We start from the raw sequence: 18,897 nt of genomic DNA on the forward strand, positions 1-18,897 counted from the left end.
CGCAGTACGCGAGTCGTTTATTTCGCCAGAGGCTGTGGCGTTATCGCATGCGCCAGAGCATGAGTCGCCGGGGAAATTGCTGGGACAATGCGCCGATGGAGCGCGTGTTCCGCAGTTTGAAAACCGAATGGATACCGACTCTGGGTTACAGAACGGCCCTAGAAGCCCAGCGCGATATCAGCCATTTCTTGATGCATCGGTACAACTGGATTCGCCCCCATCAATTCAACGGTGGGCTGGCACCAGCTCGGGCCGAAGAAAAACTTAACGTCGTGTCCGGGATTAGTTGACCACTACAGTCGCAGCTAAAGGGAAGCGCAAACGGCTCTACCATCGCTATCGGTGAAAGTTTCGATCGAAACAGCATTACCCATTCCGACCAGATCTCTAGCAACGGATACAACGAGGCGTTGTCGGTCGAGGTTGACGATCAGGCCATCTATTTCAAGACGCTGACGGGGGGCGCTATTCAGGGCGCGCGAACAAACTGAGCCAAGAGGGGGGGCTGCTGAATTCTTTTGGGGGCAACTCTTGGAGCGGCTGCAACGGTAGAAGCGGGTGCAACGTGCTTACCGCTATGGTTGCCGGGCCGGGATGTTTTATGCGCCCGGCCAACCCATTGCGCGGAAAGCGCCGATTTCCATCTCTGCGTCATCGGCTCTGCATTTCCCTCACCCTAGACGTCGGTAGCCCATCCATGCTCGAAGGAGCGTTGCCGTCAGGTCAGACAAGCTACAAAGCAAATGCTCGCCTGTTAGCCTTCGGCGCTCCGTCTTCGAAGAACTCAACCGATGCAACCTGATTGATGCGATCGACCATGATGAACGCCCCCAGCATGTATCCGCAGACGTGCTCGGGATGAGTGACACCGTCATATGACCAGACATCGTCAAAGCTCTTTTTGGTGAGAGCCATAAGCCGTAGCCTATCCGAGTGTATCTGTTCAGCAGTTTTGTCGGGCTTGGCCATTTCAATGGCGATCAGATTATCTCGTCCTTTCTCTCCACGACTGTGCACGATGAGATCGCAGGTGACGTTGATCACTTCCGTATTGTCCGATAGGACAGTCTTGATCTGTCCACCTTGCTTTCTGTTGTACTCAGGATCTGCGCAGTAACCTTCAAGGCTGTAGGAGGGAAGCAAATTTTCGAATTGCATTGCGAGCCGACCGCAGAGATTTCTTTCGGCGGTGTTATCTCTGATGCTAGCTGCGTCTTTGATCAGGAAGCGGGTGAATGCTTCTTCAAAAAGCTCGTACATCGTGCTCCGTGAAATTTCCATTCAGCATGCTCCAATCCATTGTTAGAAATGTGGTGGTCACGATACGCCGTGAAGGGCTAATGACAAAAAAGCGGGTGTGGCAGCGGTTAGCCTACGTCGGCTAGCATCTCAAGCCGTTTGGGTGAGTGGTTGATCCGCAAAGAACAAGTACAAAGGGCATGGACGCTGGCTGCTACATGCACCACAGCCCGTAATAGATATTTCTACCCATTGAGATTCCGCTAGAACGTCGGTGTAACATCCAGTCTAATACGCGGTGGTGAAATGCTAAAAAAAGTCTTTTCTTTTCGCCCAGCCAGACGCATGGACATGCGAATAGTAGGTTATACCGCGCATGAGGCTAAGCCATGTCTGTCACGAATTCACTCAATCAAAGGAACATCCGAAATGGACTTTATTACTACTGGAATCATCGCAAGCTCGGTGTACGACGTCCTCAAGCACGGCCTAAAACTGAGTGCTGGAATGCTCAAGGAGCGCTTGAGTGAATGGATCAAAGAGGATGTTGTAGCCGAGGCTGTGGCTGAAGAGCTGGCCAAACTGGGCATCAATGATGAGATGAGCGAGGTGGCGATTTCTCGTCGTCTTGAACAGTCGCCCGCAATTACTGGTTTGATTCGGGATATCAATGCGAAGACGGCGGTAGTCGCGCATTCCACGATCACTAACGTGACGCAGACCCACAGTGGTAGCGGTGACAACGTCGCCGGCAACAAAATCGTCAAGTAATTCGATCTGGGGTAGCGCGCTTGAAAAGCATTGAGCAGCACCACAGTGGCAGCGGTGATAACGTCAGGGACAAGATCTACATAGAGATCAAATCGCTGGCTCCGTCTGATCTGCTTATTCCAATGGAAATGGTCTTCGAGAGCCTGCGCAAAAAAGACCTGGCCACTGCAAAAATTCAGATGGCGATGCTGAAGGCGATGGCCCAGAAAGACGCTGAAGCAGCAGCGTTGGTTGAAGTCATTTCTATCTATGGTGAACTGGTCGAGGCAGAGGAGCAGGACACTGCTTGGGGAACGGTTTCGAAAATCGCAGCATCAGCCAAAAACGATATTGTCAAAGACGTTTGTTTAGCTGCACTGTTGCGCTTATCCCGTCACACCGAACGGGAGACGGCGGCAAAAGAGCATTACCTCGCAGAGCCTGCCCCAGGGCCGTATGCCAAAGAAGCGTTCCTGCGCTCCTACGCCGATGCAACCCAGCTTGAGGCGGCAAGTCGGCAATTCATCCTGTCGGAAGGGGAGCTGACAGGGATCGTAGAAGGTGCTCTTCGGCTGGAGCTGGCTGACTTTGCGATTCGTATGGCAAGGCGTCTGAGTGATGACCACAAGTCCTACAACGCGGACGTCCTTCAAGTGTTGGCGGGTGCCTTTGATCTCAATCGCCATTTATTCTCCCGGCACCTGTGGCTGAACACGCCTGAGGTGAAGCAGCGCCTGGACGACCTCACCGCGCAGGTCATCGAGCTCCTGGAGCGGTCGGACGGTACCGACGTTCGCCTCTATAACATGGCATGCCCGATTTTTGAGACCTATCAGGGCTTGGCTCCGCCCGCGCTGTTCGAAGTACTCAAAAAGAATCTCCAAGTATTCGAGCTTATCCATCCCGAAACGGCCGCCAGATTCAAAGCTATCGCCGGAGACTGCACGCACCTTCCCGAATGGCAGCAAGACCTCTGGGATGCCAAAGAGAGCCCGCAGAAGCGAGCCGCGTGGTGTCGGCAGTTTCTTGCAGCAAATATTCATAAGGTTGAAGACGTGATTCCATTCATCCATCTCGCGACCCCAGTTGAGATCGGCGAGTGGTTGTCCAAGGAAACACTGATTGGCGAAGCGTCGGAAATGGAAGTTGCATTCCTCAAACTTGTCGCCCGCGCATTCCGCAGCGCTGAAGAGGACGATGACCTGTTGCAGCGAAATGAGTTGGCTCAACAGGTGGAGCTCTTCGTAAGCGACTGGGGAGACAAAATCTCAGATATCGCACCCGAACGAATGTTCGAACTCGCTGAAAAGCTGTTCGATGCCAAATTGCCTCACAAGTCGATTGGCGTTACTTCTCAACTGATCCCTGACCACGCTTTGTGGCCGTCTCCCTATGTACTTATGCACTCGAAATGTCTGCTGGAGACGCAGCAGTACAAAACCTTCGATGACGTTCTAGCGCGGGTTGCAGGGGCAGATACGTCTCTCACACTCATGAGTTTTTGTTCGTTGAGAGATGAGCGACTGGGTGAGATTGCATCGGCTATCAAGATCAGTGATCAGATGATCGTCCTTGCGCCCGAGGTGCCGCATTGCTGGTATCGAGGTTGTTACTTGCGTGACCGCTATCGAAATGAATCCGAGCGCCAAGAGTTTCACCAACGCATCCCTGATTCACTTCTGCAGGATTATTCGCGCGATGTAGTGGCGATACTCTACCTCCTCACCAAAGCAGGAGGTTTCAAGCGCGCAGAACTCCGATGGGTGCAATGGTTTATCGAAGATCCCAGGGCGCGCGCGGTTGAGCTTGTGAATTTCCATTTTGGATTGGGCATAGGCGGCTGGAACGGGTTTGAGGTGTCGCTAGAGTTGGAACAATGTAAGGCCGCTGTTCAGTTTGAGCAGGACGCAAGCACGATGATCAGACTGATCGTCGATGATCATCAGCCTTCGAATGAGTGCACGTTGAACGCCTCAAGCCAATTGGCGCAGCTACTCCAGAGATTGCCCATTGGCGAGAGCGCTAACTTGGGTATGACTAGCTATAAGGTTCAAGAGCGCCTACCGCCCTATGTGGCTTGCTTGCGGATCGCTCTTAAGCTCAGGCATATCAACAACGACGGTAGCGACTGCTTCGCGATGATGAAAATGCCGTCGGACACGGAACAGATTGTGCCTTTCTTGGAAGAGAAATTGGGGTTAGGCGTAGAAAACAAAAAGCAGCTGAGTAGTATCGACAATATCCCGTTGTTCATACGTGGTCATGCCCTGTATCCGGACAATGCTTTTAAAGGAGCGCTGAATTGCTGGACTGACGTTGGCATCCCTAAATCGTGGCTCTTCGCTGAAGGTGATGCCGATCCCCAAGCGGTTGTGCTTGATGCCTATAGCATCGGTTATCTAGCCGTCACGGATCTGGTTCAGCATTTATTGAACACCGGCGTCTCGTTCATCCTGCCGGCTGCCACCAACGAGGCGCTCAGCCGGTGGTTTGAGGAAATCTCTAGCGAATCCTTCATGATGTTGGGCGTGACTGAAGGTGGCAGGCTGTTTCGCACCACTGCTTCGGATCTCCAGGCTCGTGATGGGCACATCCTTCAGGCGCTGCGTTTGATTCTGGATAATGCATCCGTCGTCCATCCCGTTTTGCATGACACCGTACTTGAGGTTTATTCCATCAGAGATGGCATCGACTCAACGGTGTACGACGCGATGCAGTTGTCGTTTGCCAACGATATTCCGTGGCTTTGCATGGATGGCGCGTTTGCCGCACTCCATCATTCCACGGGATACAAAACTGTGAATGCTAACGCACTTATTGCGCGTACGATGGCCAGTTCACCGTTCGACTTTGAGCACAAACGCCATGGGCTCTTGCTTTATTCACTAGGCACGCTTCCCTTACCGCTTACCTTCAGCGAGATCCATCATCTGGCCGCGAACCCGAATGCATTGGCCGGGTTTATTTTGTTCAAGATTATCCAGAATCACGGGCATCAGATTTTTCTGAAAAACGACCAGTCATTCTTCCTGCTGGATATGATCTTGACTCACCTCACTAGCCAGTTTTATTCGGGGAAAAGTCATAAAGCGGTAAGGCCTGGTTATACACCCTGGATGACCTACACCTCACACGTTTTCAACCACGGAATGAGGCTCTTTCTGGCCGCCATTGACGAAGGCACCGCCGAGTATCGAATGGCAGCGGCGATGATGTACATGGGATCATCGATCAGCTTCAACACACCACTCAAGAATTTCGTCATTGGTCATTACATGGGCTTTGCGAAAGGTCATTTCATGGACATCGAGGCCATCAAGGAGAACCTACAGTCGCTGAGCCAGCTGATGGATTCGAGTGACGTGGAAGCGGGTCATCAATAGCAGCGAAAAATCTTGGGAGGGCATAATCGGCCCTGTGATCCACATGGCTGAGAGCTTTCTTTGTTTCACGTCTTTGCGAAGTGATGATGCGGTCGTTGTTCTGTGTTGTGTGCTTTTACAGGAGCCACATACCGGACTCATCTAATAAACGATGCGTTGATTTTTCGATGACCATCACTTGCCCAGGTTTGGTCACGCAGACGTCCTAAGCGGAAGATCTCAGCGTGGAGCTAAAGTGGGCAAACGCTGCTGGTCTGGTACTCACCTGCCATTGAGTATGTCTTTGTGCCGCTGCCTCACCCGGGCGTAAAGCCAGTTCACCTGTTTTTTCGGTTTATCACCTTCGGCCTTGCTCAATATCGCTTCGAGACGCAAAAGCAGCACGGTGTAAATTTCAACCGCCTTGTTCCCTGGTATGCCCATAAACTTTCCATCGGGAAATGATTCTTTCCTCAGGTAGTCTGATTTGATGAATTGCAGTGCGTACGGATCGACGTAGGCCCCGAGCTCATCATCACCGAGCATGCCGTCAACGAGCTCGACGTCTTTTAGCGCTGGAATGCTTTTGTCCAAGATAATCCGAGGGTAAAACCCGGCGGACTCCAGGCCGTGAGCGACGTTAAGGGCCGGGCCAAATACAATATCGTTGTCGTGGTGAATATTTCCTACGGTGACGCCGGCTCGAAGTAGAAATCCCGCTACAGCCGCGCCTACAAACACGTTGGAGAGCCCATAAATGACCTGCGAAAGCGTCTCCTGCTTATACGGAAGGCTGATAACGCAGCAGTCGGAGAAAGAGGTGATCTGTGCATCCCCTGATCCCGCTGCCTGCAAGATGGTCGAGCTCTTCAGCAATCTAGGTATGAGCGAAAGCAGTCCGACCTTTACTGGGTCGCTGCCTGCATCTGAGTCGTGGGCTTTCCAGCCCATGACGTCAAAGAAAACGACGAGTCTTTCGTCGTAAGTAATTGGGCTGGTGAGGTCTGAACTGTCCATTCTTGGTCTTCCCTGGCTCGATAGCTCGTTGTGGTTGTGGTTGTGGTTGTGGTTGTGGGCGGGCAAATTTTATAGCGGCCTAACATCTGCCCGGATGGGGTCGGGAAGGGCGATAGCATACTTGAACCGCTGGGGAGCACTTGATACTGAAGCCCAACGTCGTAAGGCGACTGGACATGCCGTCACTCTTTGCGATCATGCTTGGGCAAAGGCACATTCAGATCCTCACGTTTCAGGCCGTGCAGCACGGCATTGTGAATAAAGCGTCGCGCCATATCCGCCATCCGCTGCAGCTCATCCTTTAGCTGAGAGATCTGCAATTGCTGCCGCGCGATCGTCTCTGCTGCTGCGGTAAGGCTCTTAGGTTTTGGAACGCTCGCAAGCCTGTCTCGATGAGATGTGATGGCGGCTTTTCGGACTTTGTAGGCATTGATCACCGCCGGCTTGTCCACGAACGCCTGGCGTGTGGGAACGAAATCCAGCACCGATTCTGATGCCTGGCAAATGGCATCCCAGGTCAGCTTTTTATCGGTCGGCCAGTCTCTAACGAGATTTGTGATCGCTTTCAGTTCTTTGGGGGTAAACGCGCGAGGCATGTCAGTTGGTTCCCATCATTTCATTCCCATCATTTCGTCAAGGCACAGGCGCAGATCATCGTCATAGATGTCGTCCAGAATGTCAGTAACTACGCTGTCCTTGTCGAGCTGCGGATGCTTCTTAGCCAAAATTCTTTTCGCATGCGTGAAGTCTTTGCCCGCCATCTGCACAGGGCTACCATCAGGGATATCCGGGTTTTCGTGCATGGCCACGATTTGGTTCAGCCTTTCCAAGTAGCGAGTATGAGTATCCACCCAGCGTGTAGCCGGCCGGTTACCCGCTTCGATCTCTTTCAGCGTCGCTTCAAGATTCTCCGCCACATGATCCCGTTCAACCTTCACGGCTTGAAGGGAATTTTTGTGCCCTTTGCAGTGCAAAAGCTCAGAGCAGTTAAGGCAATCAGCTGATTTCTGGCAGACGTTTGTCGTCCAGGGGTGCATGCATATGCCGTAACGCGTGGTGATGATGGCGCCTTTTTTGCGAACGTCGTATTCGGCTGCCGTAATCGGCTCTGGCGTCACGTCTGCAACAGGGATGAGGCTTTCGCTAAGCTTGCGGGCCTCCCGTTTAGGGTCTAGGTGGATATAGTCGCGGGTCTGTTTGACCGACGCTCGACCGCTCCAGTGCGTAATAAATTCGATGCTTTGGCCCGCTTCTTTGGCTGCCGTATTCAGAAAGTGACGCAGTTGGTGTGATCTTACCGAGGTATCTGGATACCCGTGACGACTCAAAAAAGACTCATAGGTCTTGCCATTGACTGAACTCACCTTGCTGGGCGCGACGCGTATAGAGTAGTGATGCTGGTTGGTAGGCGCGAGTAGCACAGGGCTGGTGGGTTTGAGCTCGCTGATTTGGAAAGTTCGGAAGCAGAGTAAAGATTCCGACATTTTGGGCGGTTTTACAGGGTACAGATCAGGGTTCACTTGATAGGGAAAGAATGGATTTTTCCGCATGTTATAAGCGCGAACAACTTCCCAGAGTGTATTAAGCGTCCAGCCTTCAAGTTGGTAATTGCCCGCGAGGCGTTTCATCTGGGATTCAGCAGACGGTATTGTCGGCCGGCCAAGAGCCTCCAAGACTTCCTGCATCGTTAAGATCTGATCGGGCGGAACATCAGGTACTCCAGGGTGCGGGTAAAATGATGTTGAGCCGCTCTCCAGATGACGCGCCAACTTACGACTTTCTTGGGTAATGCTCTCCAACCGCCTAAAGGCCTCTCGGCAATGGTCTGCCATTACCGCAGGGATGCCTTTCGTGACCATTTTCTTGTTTTTGGTGGAATAGTAGTGCAGGTACCACTGTATTCCCCCTTTTTTGTCTGTTTCTGATTTCAATGAGTCCAGCCGCAGGCGCATTTTTTCCGCGATTCGCATAGGCACCGACAGCAAAATTGCTGTAATGCTTGATACATAAACGGCTTCATCATCCAAGTCGGCGTGGTAACCCCGAGAGAAAATTTCTGCAAATGCCAGCAGTGCGTCGTCATCTGGAAGAGAGGATCTCGTAGGCTCTTCATCCTTTGCTAAATCCTTTGCTGAGAACGGATGCTCCCAGTATTTTAGGTTATGAGAGGTAATATTCTGCTGCGCCACTACACGAACAAGAGCTTTAAGAGCTACGGCTGCGTTAAGCTGGCCCTTCTTTCTCTTTTTTATGATATCAATCGCTTTCTCAAGATGCAGCGGCGATAACCGGGTTATGTCCGCATAGCCATCCACCTCAATCAGAGCTGCATCAATAATCTGCACGGCAAGATAGTCGACACGAAACGCCTTTGAGGGATCACCTCGTCTGCTATTGAGCAGGTATGCCTTGGCAAACTCCATGTAGCCTGGATCAAACTGTTGTTCCGGCGTAGGCAACGCTCTTGAGTGCAATTTAACACCATATTTCATAAAGCGAAGTAAGCCGCGCGGGGTGTTCCAAATGTTTGCACTCCACGAAAAACCAGGCAAACTTTTCCAAACAGGACTTATATGCTGAGCCAAGTGGATGTAGTTTGCCAATTTTTTTTGGTTGGTTAACTGGGCTTTCGAATGAAATGGGATCGCATTGGTCATGTTTATTTTACTCCCTCTCAGCCACAGGATGTTTTTTTCGTGATGATTGTTCCGGACTACCTGGGCGCTTGTTCGTCAAATCCTCCTTCAACTCATCGTTTCCTTGCTTGTTGGATTCTTGTTTATTGAGCTCTTGTTTACGGGCGTCACATAGCTTAATTACAAGCTTCACCGCTGCGATGTCTTTATCCAGTTGCAACGGGACGAGCATCCGTCTTGCCTTGCTCGGCAAATTAATGTTGTTTTCCTCTTCTTGGCGCTCAATCAGCCTGATGAGAACTTCGTCATGTGGAGCATCGACCCATGGCTCAAATTTTGAGCAGCGGTAGCAAGGAATGGGCACTGATGCTGAACAAAAGCCGTGTTCGCCACAGCTACCCACACTGTGCCGTCCATCCAGCTCAACTCGGCTAGATGGGTCATTGCCCCGTATGGCGTCTGACTCTTTATCGCGAATCGAGCCAGAAAATGCTTGAGCAAGTGGCCCCAGAATTATCTGCATTTCGTCATTCAGCAATCGGGCATCTTCAGCAGGATCGTTGTAATAGTGCTCTAGTGAGTTTTCAAACTCTTGTCCCAACCAATACTGCAGAGTAACGCGTGGTACTCCTAAACGCGCGAGTTGTCTCGCGCGCGTATACCTCATCCGGTAAGCAAATTGACGCACTGGCTGTCCCGTGCGCTGGGAAATGACCGGAGTACCTTTATTATTGCTGAGAATGATTGCCATCCCGCCAGGTCTGAGATGTAAAGGTGATGTGGAATAGCTATTATCCGAAAATAACTGTGATCGGTTGTTTTTGAGAGAAACTAATTTTTTCGGATCTTTCTGAAAAAAGGGTAACTGATTGCGTTCGAATGGAGTGAGTTCGCACTGAAAAAATCTTTCGTGGTTGGATATAGTGTCTTTTATTTGCAGTTGGCACAAATCCCAAAGGTCATCTCCCATCGGATGTGTCTCAAATTTTGATCCGCGAAACCATTCTTCCGCTTGTCTGTCCTTAGCGCCAGGAAAGCTGACCCGCTTGCCCGAGATACCGTCAGTTTCATCTTCACAATGAAAGTCACAAACCTTAAGAGTTGCTAGTTGAATACCGCGCCTACCATATTGGCCGTTGAGCAGCAATGCCGTAGTGTCACGCAAACCAACCCTGCCACTCTCGTAATCCATCCAATAGGCGTCAATCAGATCGTCGTATTCTTGAGATGTGTACCAACCTTCGGTAGGATCGTCAGAAGTTATCCTTGCGCGAGGGCGGGAGGAGGGCCGTTTCAAAGAGTTTACGGCATCGATTGTTTCTGAAGTCATCCCAGGGTAGCCCAGTCGATACCAGATGTTGAAAAGCAATCGAAGTATATTGGCGACTGAGTTGCTTTTGTTTTTGATCAGGTTTTGAAAAGTCGTCGGCGTAAATTTTTTAGTTGGAACATCTCGCAAGGCTTTTTCGAGCGTCCCGATGTTGCTTCTCAGTGTGAGTGGCCCACGTGAACCACTTTGAGCGATTGCTTTGACTGTGGATTTGAAGCCAATTAGAGTCTGGCTGTCTAATTTCAAAATGCATGTGATGTTTTTATGATAGGCTCCCGCAATTATCACCTTCTTGTGAATGAATTCGACGGAATATGCTCCTGCGTGCTTTGCGTTGTTACGGTCGAACTCCTCTAGAAGTTCGAGATCATCTTGCCTCGGGTCTTCGAAATCTAGAGGCTGCGTCAGTTCGTCAGCTACTTCTGTTGTTGTGTTCATTATGCAAGCGTCCGGTAATTTGTTTTTTATATTTTGTTGTCGGGCGAGGGGCGTTCGGCACCAGCCTGAATACGGCTATGGCGGCACGTAACGAGTTCCGCGCAAAAGTGATGTCTATTCCAATAGATCCTTACTCAATCACCGGCCCCATTTCTGTTGTTAGTGGGTCGCTTGCGATCCGATTTGTTTCTTGCAGTGTCCGACGCGATCGCGCGCCCGTGCTCGTTGGCGGACTGTTGAATACTTCGCAAGTCATAGTCGAGAGCAGACTGAGAGCCAGCGACCCACCCCATCCAGTGCTCTCGTTCCTCTCGGGCTTTCTGGTCACTTAAACCCCGTTTAATGCAGTCTTGCGAGAAACGGTAGTTCCAGTGGTGCCTAAGGAGGTGAGGGTGTAACCCTTTGAGTCTCTTGTCGCGATTGATGACCACCGCCAGCGCAGACCGAAACGTTGCAATCTCAATTTCACGGCCCTGATTCAGTCCGCTCTTGTGGTTGACGAAGATGAATGAATCATCATCAAAGCCGACGTTTGGTATCTCGGCACGATACGCTCCCAAATAGGTGAACATCATCTGCTCAAGCTGTTCGGAGATAGGGAGGGTGCGGCCGAGTGTTTTGGCCACGGGTTGGTTAATCCGTCGGTCGAATTCGTCGTCGTGATTGCGCTCAATTCTGATGTAAGCGTGTTCTCCTCCCGACGCCGGGATGAAGTCTGAATATTTTAAACTCAGCAATTCACCAAGACGGATGCCGAGGTCGTAAAGGATCCTGAGGGCCAATGCGTTTCGAAACGCGAGCCCACGCTTGAAGTTTGATACTGGCTCTAACCTTGAGGTGCCGTATTCCAGATTTTCTTTTCTTGGATCTTCTGGGTTTTTATCGTCAAACGATTCGAACAGCTCCAGCAATGCTGTGTCTGCCGCATCAGTTAACTTCTTGGCGATGCGTCGCCTTTTAGCTTGCGACTTCGAGCCACTCTTAGGTTTTCGCTCAGCTAAATTTGCTTGTAAGCGTTCGATAAGGAACCTGTTCTCTTCTGAATTCGAGTCCTTAATCCAGTGTCCGAATAACCATCCGAGATAGTCGATCAGGATATCCAGGTAGTAGCTAACGCGCGCGCCCTTGATTCTGGTGCCATCCCGCTCTTTCGTGTTGGTTGACAGCGACTGCACAAGCGATTCCACCTCCGGCACAGAGAGCAGTTTCTTCGTCGCAAACCGGTGATCCAGGTCGATCTTTTTTTCGTTCGCCCAGTCGTACAGCTTCTTCAGGCAGTACAGGTTCACCCGCTGCGTACTTGCCGTAAGGCTGGCCAAACGCATGCTGATGTAAGCAGTTGGGAAGTACAGTGGGAACCCATCCCCCTCCGTGTCCATGAGCAATGAGAACCGGCTCCCGTCCTTAGCTTTGTAGTCCTTGATCCTCAATGCCATGTCTTTACACTTCTGGTCGGAGTTTGTATTAGGGGTTTTCTGTCTTTACACAAAAAGCGTACAGAGTGAGTGCGTTTATCGCTTCTAGACCTTGATCTAATTGAGTTTCATGGTCTTGTCGATTACGTTCAGCTGTATGCAGTATGGATTATTCGCTGCTGGAGAAGGAAGGGCGCGTTTATTCGGTGGCCAAGTCCGGATATTACGCGTTACCGGTGTCCTCCATCAGAACGCTCAGCAGTGGCAACGACCTGCTTGAAACCGTTTATGTCAACGCCAGACGTCCCGGAATGCTGGTCTTGAGCGCCGATGAACCGGCGTTGTTGCAACCCCTCGACAGTCCGTTGTTACTGCTGGAACGAGAACTGCTGCGCCAGTATCCGCGTCAGCCGCAACCGTCATCGCAACCTTGCGGCGAGCTGGAGTTGCGCATTGCCCTGGCAGCGCGCTACACCACCTCGCCGCTGCGCTGCTGGCATGCCGACGATGTCTATATTGGCGCCGACCTGCGTGGCGTGCTGGAAATGCTGATCGCTGTGTTGAATCTCAAGGACGCCACGGTGTTGGTCGAGTCGCCGTGCGACTGGGCGATTCTGCGATTGCTCCAGGCTGCGCAGGTGCGAGTGATCGAGTTGGCGGTGCAATCCAGCGGTGGCCTGGACGTCGAATGGCTCAAGGAGCTGCTGGAGACCGAGCCGGTGCGGCTGGTGATGGTTTCATCCGGGCTGAACATGCCGCGAGGCAGCCTGGCACCCGACGACAACCGACAAGTCGTCGCGCAGTTGCTGGAGCGACATGGCAGTTGGGTGTTGGAAAACGACTGCTACGGCGAACTCGGATTCGAACCGGACGGCCAGCGGTTTCGCGACTTGCTGGACCCCGATCGGCTGATCGTGTTTTCCACCTTCGAGAAAGTCATCGGACCGGAAGCGCCATACGGCTATCTGCTGACGCGGCATTTCAGTGCTGAACTGCAACGGTACTTTCTGCTGCGTTCGTTCCGCTTGTCACCGATTCGCCAGAAAGCCATCGCTCGCTTGTATGGCAATGGACGTGTCGATCAGCACCTTCAGGTATTACGGCGGATGCTCAAGGACCGCAAGGTGCAGATGACGCAGCTGTTGCAGGAGCGTCTGGGAGATGCCTTGCACTTTGTCGAACCCCAGGGCGGTGCAACCATCTGGGTTCGTTCGCTGCGCCAGGTCGATGTACGTCGGGTGTTCCAGCGCCTGCTCAAGCACCAGGTGGTGATCGCACCGGGAGAGCTGTTCAGTCTCCAGGGCTTGCATGCGCAACACTTGCGCCTGAGTCACACCTTCGGCGGTGATCACGACCTTGCCGCGGCAATGGGCTTGTTAGGGGACGCCTTGCGTCTGGAGTCGATCGATTGAACGGGGTCACACACCCTGTGTGACACTCATGGATCGATCCCATCGCACTGCGGTCAAACTGCCAGTAAACTGCGTTCCTATTCCTGAACCACTCGACTTCAGAGGTTTTGCATGACACTCAGTCCTTTTGCGGGCAAACCGGCACCGGTAGAACTGTTGGTCGACATCCCGCGACTGGTAACGGCCTATTACACCGGTCAGCCCGATGCCGCCATCTCGACCCAGCGCGTCGCTTTTGGTACGTCCGGGCATCGAGGGTGCTCGTTCGATTTGAGTTTCAACGAATGGCACGTTCTGGCGATCAGCCAGGCCATCTGCCTGTACCGCGAGGCCCAAGGCATTGACGGCCCGCTGTTCGTCGGCATCGATACCCATGCGTTGTCCACCCCGGCCGGTGCCAGTGCCCTTGAAGTGCTGGCCGCCAACGGCGTGACGGTAATGATCGCCGAAGGTGACGAATACACCCCGACACCGGCCATTTCCCACGCCATTCTTTGTTACAACCGCGGGCGCACGTCGGGCCTGGCGGACGGCATCGTCATCACGCCGTCGCACAATCCGCCGCAAAGCGGTGGCTACAAATACAACCCTACCAACGGTGGCCCGGCCGATACCCACATCACCAAGTGGATCGAAGCCAAGGCCAACGAACTGCTGAGCAACAAGCTCGCCGGCGTCAAGCGCATCAGCTACGAGCAGGCGCTGAAGGCCAGCACGACCCATCGTCACGATTACCTCAATACCTACGTCGCCGACCTGATCAACGTGATCGACTTCGACGCCATCCGTGATGCCAAGCTGCGTCTGGGTGTCGATCCGTTGGGCGGAGCAGGGGTGCGCTACTGGTCGGCGATTGCCGAGCATTACCGTCTGGATCTGGAAGTGGTCAACAAACAGGTCGATCCGACCTTCCGCTTCATGACGGTCGACTGGGATGGCCAGATCCGCATGGACCCATCGTCCACCCACGCCATGCAGGGCCTTATCGGTCTGAAAGAGCGTTTCGACGTAGCATTCGCGTGCGATCCGGACCACGATCGCCATGGCATCGTGACCCCGTCCGGTGGTTTGCTTGCGCCGAACAACTACCTCGCCGTATCGATCGATTACCTGTTCCAGAACCGTCCGCAATGGCGCGCCGATGCGGCCGTGGGTAAAACCGTGGTCAGCAGCGGCTTGATCGATCGCGTGGCAAAACGTTTGGGTCGTCGCCTGTACGAAGTGCCGGTCGGCTTCAAGTGGTTTGCTGACGGCCTGTTCGACGGCTCTCTGGGCTTTGGCGGCGAAGAAAGTGCCGGTGCTTCGTTCCTGCGCAAGGACGGCAGCGTCTGGTGCACCGACAAGGACGGCTTGATCCCGGCACTGCTGGCTGCAGAAATGACCGCCCGCACCGGCCGCGACCCAAGTCAGGCCTACCGCGCCTTGACCGATGAACTGGGCGAACCGTTCTCGGTGCGCGTCGATGCCAAGGCCAACCCTGAGCAGAAGGCACTACTGAGCAAACTGTCGCCGGACCAGGTCACCTCGACCCAACTGGCGGGCGAAGCAATCCAGAGCATCCTCAGTCACGCGCCGGGTAACGACCAGGCGATCGGTGGTCTGAAAGTCATGACCGAGAATGGCTGGTTCGCGGCGCGTCCGTCGGGCACCGAAGACATCTACAAGATCTACGCTGAAAGCTTCGTCAGTGACGAACACCTCAAGCAATTGGTGGCAGAAGCGCAAACACTGGTGGACGGCGCGATCTCTGCGAAGTAATCCAGAATGTAAAAAGGGGCGGCCATGACGGTCGCCCCTTTTTTTGTCCCGCGTTTACAAGATCAAGCCAGGTCCACCAGGACGATTTCACTGTCTTCGATGGCGGTCACCCGCAACACCTGCTCATCGGCAACCGCAATACCGTCTCGAGCTTGTGCACGCAAGCCATTGACTTCAATGATGCCGGTGGCCGGTACCAGATAGGCGCGACGGCCATTGTCCAGGCGAAACTCGGCGGATTCACCGGCCTTCAGGTTCGCGGCCACCAATCGCGCATCGGCTCGAATCCGCAGGCTTTGATCGTCGCCGGCCTTACCGCTCGCCAGCGTTACGAAACCTTCGCGCTGACCTTTTGGAAAAGGCTTGGCGCCCCAGGACGGTGCCAAACCGGTTTCGTTCGGGATGATCCAGATCTGGAAGATCCTGGTCTCGGTCGCCTCCAGGTTGTATTCACTGTGGGCGATCCCGGTGCCGGCGCTCATGACCTGAACGTCGCCCGCTTCGGTACGACCCTTGTTGCCCAGATTGTCTTCGTGAGTGATTGCGCCTTCACGGACATAAGTGATGATTTCCATGTCCCGGTGCGGGTGTTTCGGGAACCCGGTGCCAGAAGCAATCACGTCGTCGTTCCACACCCGCAGGTTGCCCCAGTTCATGCGTTTTGGGTCATGGTATTCGGCGAACGAAAAGTGGTGATGAGCATCCAACCAGCCATGGTGGGCGCCGCCCAGGGATTTGAAGGGTCTGAGTTCAAGCATGATCGTCTCCTGAAAAGGTTCGTCATGGGGCAGAGCGCCTGAGCCACGAAACGCGAACCGGTGGTTGATGGCGAGCATCATCTATCAGGTACTGATCGATAAAAAGCGTAAAAAATGCCTCAATACAATCGAATAATTTGATATCAAATAACCTCGAAAGACTCTCACCCAACCTTCACTTCATCGCATAAGCCAATGACCTGTAAGCATTTCACTAGAACTGAACGGCAAATGCAGACACCATAGCCCTCAACAGCCTCACACCCTGGAGTCAGCCCGCGTGCCGCAACACACCCCCGATCTTCCTCCTGAACTTCGTCCCCTGGCCGAGATGCCGCTGCTCAAGCGTCTGGCCGCCCGGTTCTTTGGTCACGGCCTGACGCGTCTGCGCGCACAGCACCGGGCATCCTGGCTGCACGGCCAGGCCGACGGCTTTCGCAGCGGGCACAGCGCCGGGGTGGATTACGGCTATAAGGAAGGCAAACTTGAAGGGTTGGAGGAAGGCCGGCAGGTATTGTTGATCCGCGACTCGCGCTCGACCGAACACCGGCCGCCCAACGTTGACGAGAATCTGTTCGACGATTGGCGTCTGCCGTTGAGCGCTGAGTTGAAGAAGCGCATGAAGACGGATGTCGCTCGACTGCTGCCAGCACACGCCCAGCCCAGTGCCGCGCAGTGGAAAATGATCTTCAGCGACACGCCCTCGACCTCGGTGATTGCCGGCGCGGGCGCGGGCAAGTCGACCACGTTGGTGTTGCGAATTTTGCTGTTGACCCACTATCTGGGATTCGAGCTGAGTTCGATGACGGTGGTGACCTTTACCCGTGAGTCGCGCAAAGACTTCATCAACAAACTGATCGAGCTGTTTGCACTCTGGGGCCGGTCGCTCAGTTTCAAAGAGGCGCGTGAACTGGTGCGCACCTTCCATTCGCGAATCCTGCCGATGGTTCGCAGTCTGCCGGGCTTCGAGCGGCTGCAAGCCTTCGAAAACCTCAGTCACCGTGCGCAAAACGGCGATGAGGAGGTCGACAGCAATCCTTTCGACCTGCGCATCAACGACGCCCAGCGCCAGCAACTCAACGCTTGTTATCACAGCCTGCACACTCGCAATGAGCGCTTTCGCGAATTGATCAAGCCGTTGTCCCGTCACGCGCTGCAACTCAAGGAGCTGGAGCGCGATCACCCGGACGTGCAGAAACGCATGGCCGTGACCGAACTGGCCGCCAAGCGTGACGAAGAGCTCTGCGACGCTATTGAAGATTTGTGGTTTCGCGCGGGTGCCTGGCCAATCAAAGGCATCGAGCCGAAGCGCCACACGTTCGATATCAACGGCTCAACATTTCATTGTCATGGCTATATTCCGAGCCTGGATGCTTGGGTGGTGCTGGGATTCGATCCCCGGGAAAACCCGCAGGTCAGCCGCCCTAATGCCAAATTGAGCGTGCGCGCGGAATGGGCGGTCAAACGCACCCTGTTTCAAGCTTTCTGCCGTAAACCATTGATATGGCTGGATAGTTACGAGTCATCAAGACGTGTACTGGCGTCCCTTGGGGGCGATGCCAGTGCCGGGCCGGGCTTCGATTACAAGGTCAAGGGCGAGCTCAGCTCTGCGCCGTTACTGGACTGTTTTGTCGCTGCCGCCGGATTTATCGAGAATCTTGGCCTGGATGTACCCAATGCCGTGGGCCAGATGAGTTTTGCCAAGGACGACCCCGACCGGTTTTTCTTCGAGGCCTTGAGCCTGTACTGGCGAGCGCTGGAAGATCACCTGCTCGATCAGAAGCCACCGGTGATGACCTACAACCGGATGTTCGCCTTGTTCAGCGAACATTCGCCGGAAAACCTGAAACTGCTGAGCGATGAGCTGCTCAGGCCGATGTCGCACCTGATGATCGACGAATTTCAGGACGTATCGCCGCAGATCGTTTCCTGGATTCGCGCAAGCCTCACGGAAATCCGCAGTCGGGGGCCGGCCATGCACGTGGGGCGCGGCGCACAACGTTCGTCGTTGCTCTGTGTCGGCGATGACTGGCAGTCCATTTATGGTTGGCGGGGCAGTTCGCCGACGTACTTCATGGAATTCAACAAGGAGTTCCCTTCGCCCAGCACGACCAAAGTCATGCTGAGCGACAACTACCGCAGTCACCAGCACATCATCGATGCCGCCGAACATATCGTTCGTGCGGCGCCGGCGATCGCTGGCAAGAAGGCCAAGTCCAGTGGCGAGCCGAAGGCATTGCTGCCGGTTAACGTTCTCGATCGTGACGATCAAGGCATGGCCAAACGCCTGATGGAACACTACAGAAAGGGCGATTCGATCTTGATGCTTTATCGAAAAAGTAGCGATAAGTTATTGATAGAAGAGCATATTCAGTCTGTAGTTAATGTGGATTCTAGCTTGCCGTACGAAGCGCGAAGGCTCAAGCAGCTGACTTATCACAGCGCCAAGGGACTTCAGGCTGACGCCGTGTTCCTGCTGGGTGACTGTCAGCACCTGACCAGCTCTCCGTACAAGAACCAGGTCTACCGCATGGCGGGTCTTGGCAAGACAGGCGACAGCGAAGCGTATGACAGTGCACAGAAAGACGAGATCCTGCGACTGGCTTACGTCGGCATCACTCGGGCGGTGAGTCATTGCTATTGGTATGTCGATGGGCAAGACACCCAGGCAGCCAATATGCCTAAAGCTTCCGATCGGATCGGCAAAGGCAAAGTGTTCTTTGCCGATCACCGACTGGGCAAGACATCGGCGTGAATCGTCGCGCACAAAAAAGCCCACTTA

The 18,897-nt window shown here is 53.6% G+C and carries 12 protein-coding genes and 1 pseudogene; 6 read left to right on the plus strand and 7 right to left on the minus strand.

Translation table 11 applies throughout. The features are described 5' to 3' along the window. On the plus strand, positions 1-290 hold a 290-nt coding region (locus EAH74_RS27605), incomplete at its 5' end, for an integrase core domain-containing protein (protein ID WP_140682739.1). Between the two features lie 442 nt (positions 291-732). Here EAH74_RS27605 and EAH74_RS27610 read toward each other — a convergent pair. Further along, on the minus strand, positions 733-1,281 hold the full coding sequence (locus EAH74_RS27610; protein WP_205012928.1) for a hypothetical protein: 549 nt from the start codon (positions 1,279-1,281) through the stop codon (positions 733-735). Positions 1,282-1,668: 387 nt separating this feature from the next. Here EAH74_RS27610 and gapS6a point away from each other — a divergent pair, with 387 nt between their 5' ends. Together gapS6a and gapS6b are read left to right on the plus strand one after the other, a co-directional pair. Then, positions 1,669-2,010, plus strand: a complete 342-nt coding sequence (gene gapS6a / locus EAH74_RS27615) for a GapS6a family protein (RefSeq protein WP_140682742.1) — start codon at positions 1,669-1,671, stop codon at positions 2,008-2,010. Between the two features lie 20 nt (positions 2,011-2,030). Next, positions 2,031-5,372, plus strand: coding sequence for a GapS6b family protein (gene gapS6b / locus EAH74_RS27620; protein ID WP_140682745.1), 3,342 nt, complete (start codon positions 2,031-2,033; stop codon positions 5,370-5,372). 261 nt (positions 5,373-5,633) lie between these two features. Here the strand turns inward: gapS6b and EAH74_RS27625 are convergent, their stop codons facing one another. The 5 genes from EAH74_RS27625 to EAH74_RS27645 all read right to left on the minus strand — a co-directional run bounded on the left by EAH74_RS27625 (position 5,634) and on the right by EAH74_RS27645 (position 12,208). Further along, on the minus strand, positions 5,634-6,368 hold the full coding sequence (locus tag EAH74_RS27625) for a hypothetical protein (RefSeq protein ID WP_140682748.1): 735 nt from the start codon (positions 6,366-6,368) through the stop codon (positions 5,634-5,636). Between the two features lie 182 nt (positions 6,369-6,550). Then, entirely contained in the window at positions 6,551-6,964 is a 414-nt protein-coding gene (locus EAH74_RS27630) for a hypothetical protein (RefSeq protein WP_140682751.1), read from the minus strand. A gap of 15 nt (positions 6,965-6,979) precedes the next feature. Then, complete coding sequence (locus tag EAH74_RS27635) at positions 6,980-9,025, minus strand: hypothetical protein (RefSeq protein ID WP_140682754.1); 2,046 nt, start codon at positions 9,023-9,025, stop codon at positions 6,980-6,982. A gap of 7 nt (positions 9,026-9,032) precedes the next feature. Continuing rightward, positions 9,033-10,772, minus strand: a complete 1,740-nt coding sequence (locus EAH74_RS27640; protein WP_140682757.1) for a hypothetical protein — start codon at positions 10,770-10,772, stop codon at positions 9,033-9,035. A 134-nt stretch (positions 10,773-10,906) separates the two neighbouring features. After that, a complete protein-coding gene (locus EAH74_RS27645; RefSeq protein ID WP_140682760.1) occupies positions 10,907-12,208 on the minus strand; it encodes a site-specific integrase in 1,302 nt (433 codons plus the stop codon). Positions 12,209-12,338: 130 nt separating this feature from the next. Between EAH74_RS27645 and EAH74_RS27650 the strand changes: the two are divergent. Together EAH74_RS27650 and pgm are read left to right on the plus strand one after the other, a co-directional pair. Continuing rightward, positions 12,339-13,599: pseudogene (locus tag EAH74_RS27650) on the plus strand (aminotransferase class I/II-fold pyridoxal phosphate-dependent enzyme); the annotation flags it as partial. A gap of 111 nt (positions 13,600-13,710) precedes the next feature. Beyond that, entirely contained in the window at positions 13,711-15,357 is a 1,647-nt protein-coding gene (pgm, locus tag EAH74_RS27655) for a phosphoglucomutase (alpha-D-glucose-1,6-bisphosphate-dependent) (RefSeq protein ID WP_140682763.1), read from the plus strand. 62 nt (positions 15,358-15,419) lie between these two features. On the opposite strand, the gene EAH74_RS27660 is transcribed toward pgm, so the two are convergent. Next, positions 15,420-16,115 carry a pirin family protein gene (locus tag EAH74_RS27660; protein WP_140682765.1) on the minus strand — a complete coding sequence of 232 codons (696 nt, stop codon included), beginning with the start codon at positions 16,113-16,115 and terminating at the stop codon, positions 15,420-15,422. Between the two features lie 280 nt (positions 16,116-16,395). Here EAH74_RS27660 and EAH74_RS27665 point away from each other — a divergent pair, with 280 nt between their 5' ends. After that, the gene (locus EAH74_RS27665; RefSeq protein ID WP_140682767.1) at positions 16,396-18,870 is read left to right on the plus strand and encodes a UvrD-helicase domain-containing protein; all 2,475 of its coding nucleotides are present in this window, start codon (positions 16,396-16,398) and stop codon (positions 18,868-18,870) included. The last annotated feature ends 27 nt before the right edge of the window (positions 18,871-18,897 follow it).

It is taken from the genome of Pseudomonas mandelii (assembly GCF_006438925.1).
Lineage (GTDB): Bacteria > Pseudomonadota > Gammaproteobacteria > Pseudomonadales > Pseudomonadaceae > Aquipseudomonas > Aquipseudomonas mandelii_C.

Excerpts from the sequence above, each read along its gene's own strand:
- EAH74_RS27660 (WP_140682765.1), bottom strand. The coding sequence starts at position 16,115 with ATGCTTGAACTCAGACCCTTCAAATCCCTGGGCGGCGCCCACCATGGC.
- EAH74_RS27640 (WP_140682757.1), bottom strand. The coding sequence starts at position 10,772 with ATGAACACAACAACAGAAGTAGCTGACGAACTGACGCAGCCTCTAGAT.
- EAH74_RS27610 (WP_205012928.1), bottom strand. The coding sequence starts at position 1,281 with ATGGAAATTTCACGGAGCACGATGTACGAGCTTTTTGAAGAAGCATTC.
- EAH74_RS27645 (WP_140682760.1), bottom strand. The coding sequence starts at position 12,208 with ATGGCATTGAGGATCAAGGACTACAAAGCTAAGGACGGGAGCCGGTTC.
- EAH74_RS27630 (WP_140682751.1), bottom strand. The coding sequence starts at position 6,964 with ATGCCTCGCGCGTTTACCCCCAAAGAACTGAAAGCGATCACAAATCTC.
- gapS6a (WP_140682742.1), top strand. The coding sequence starts at position 1,669 with ATGGACTTTATTACTACTGGAATCATCGCAAGCTCGGTGTACGACGTC.
- pgm (WP_140682763.1), top strand. The coding sequence starts at position 13,711 with ATGACACTCAGTCCTTTTGCGGGCAAACCGGCACCGGTAGAACTGTTG.
- EAH74_RS27625 (WP_140682748.1), bottom strand. The coding sequence starts at position 6,368 with ATGGACAGTTCAGACCTCACCAGCCCAATTACTTACGACGAAAGACTC.
- EAH74_RS27635 (WP_140682754.1), bottom strand. The coding sequence starts at position 9,025 with ATGACCAATGCGATCCCATTTCATTCGAAAGCCCAGTTAACCAACCAA.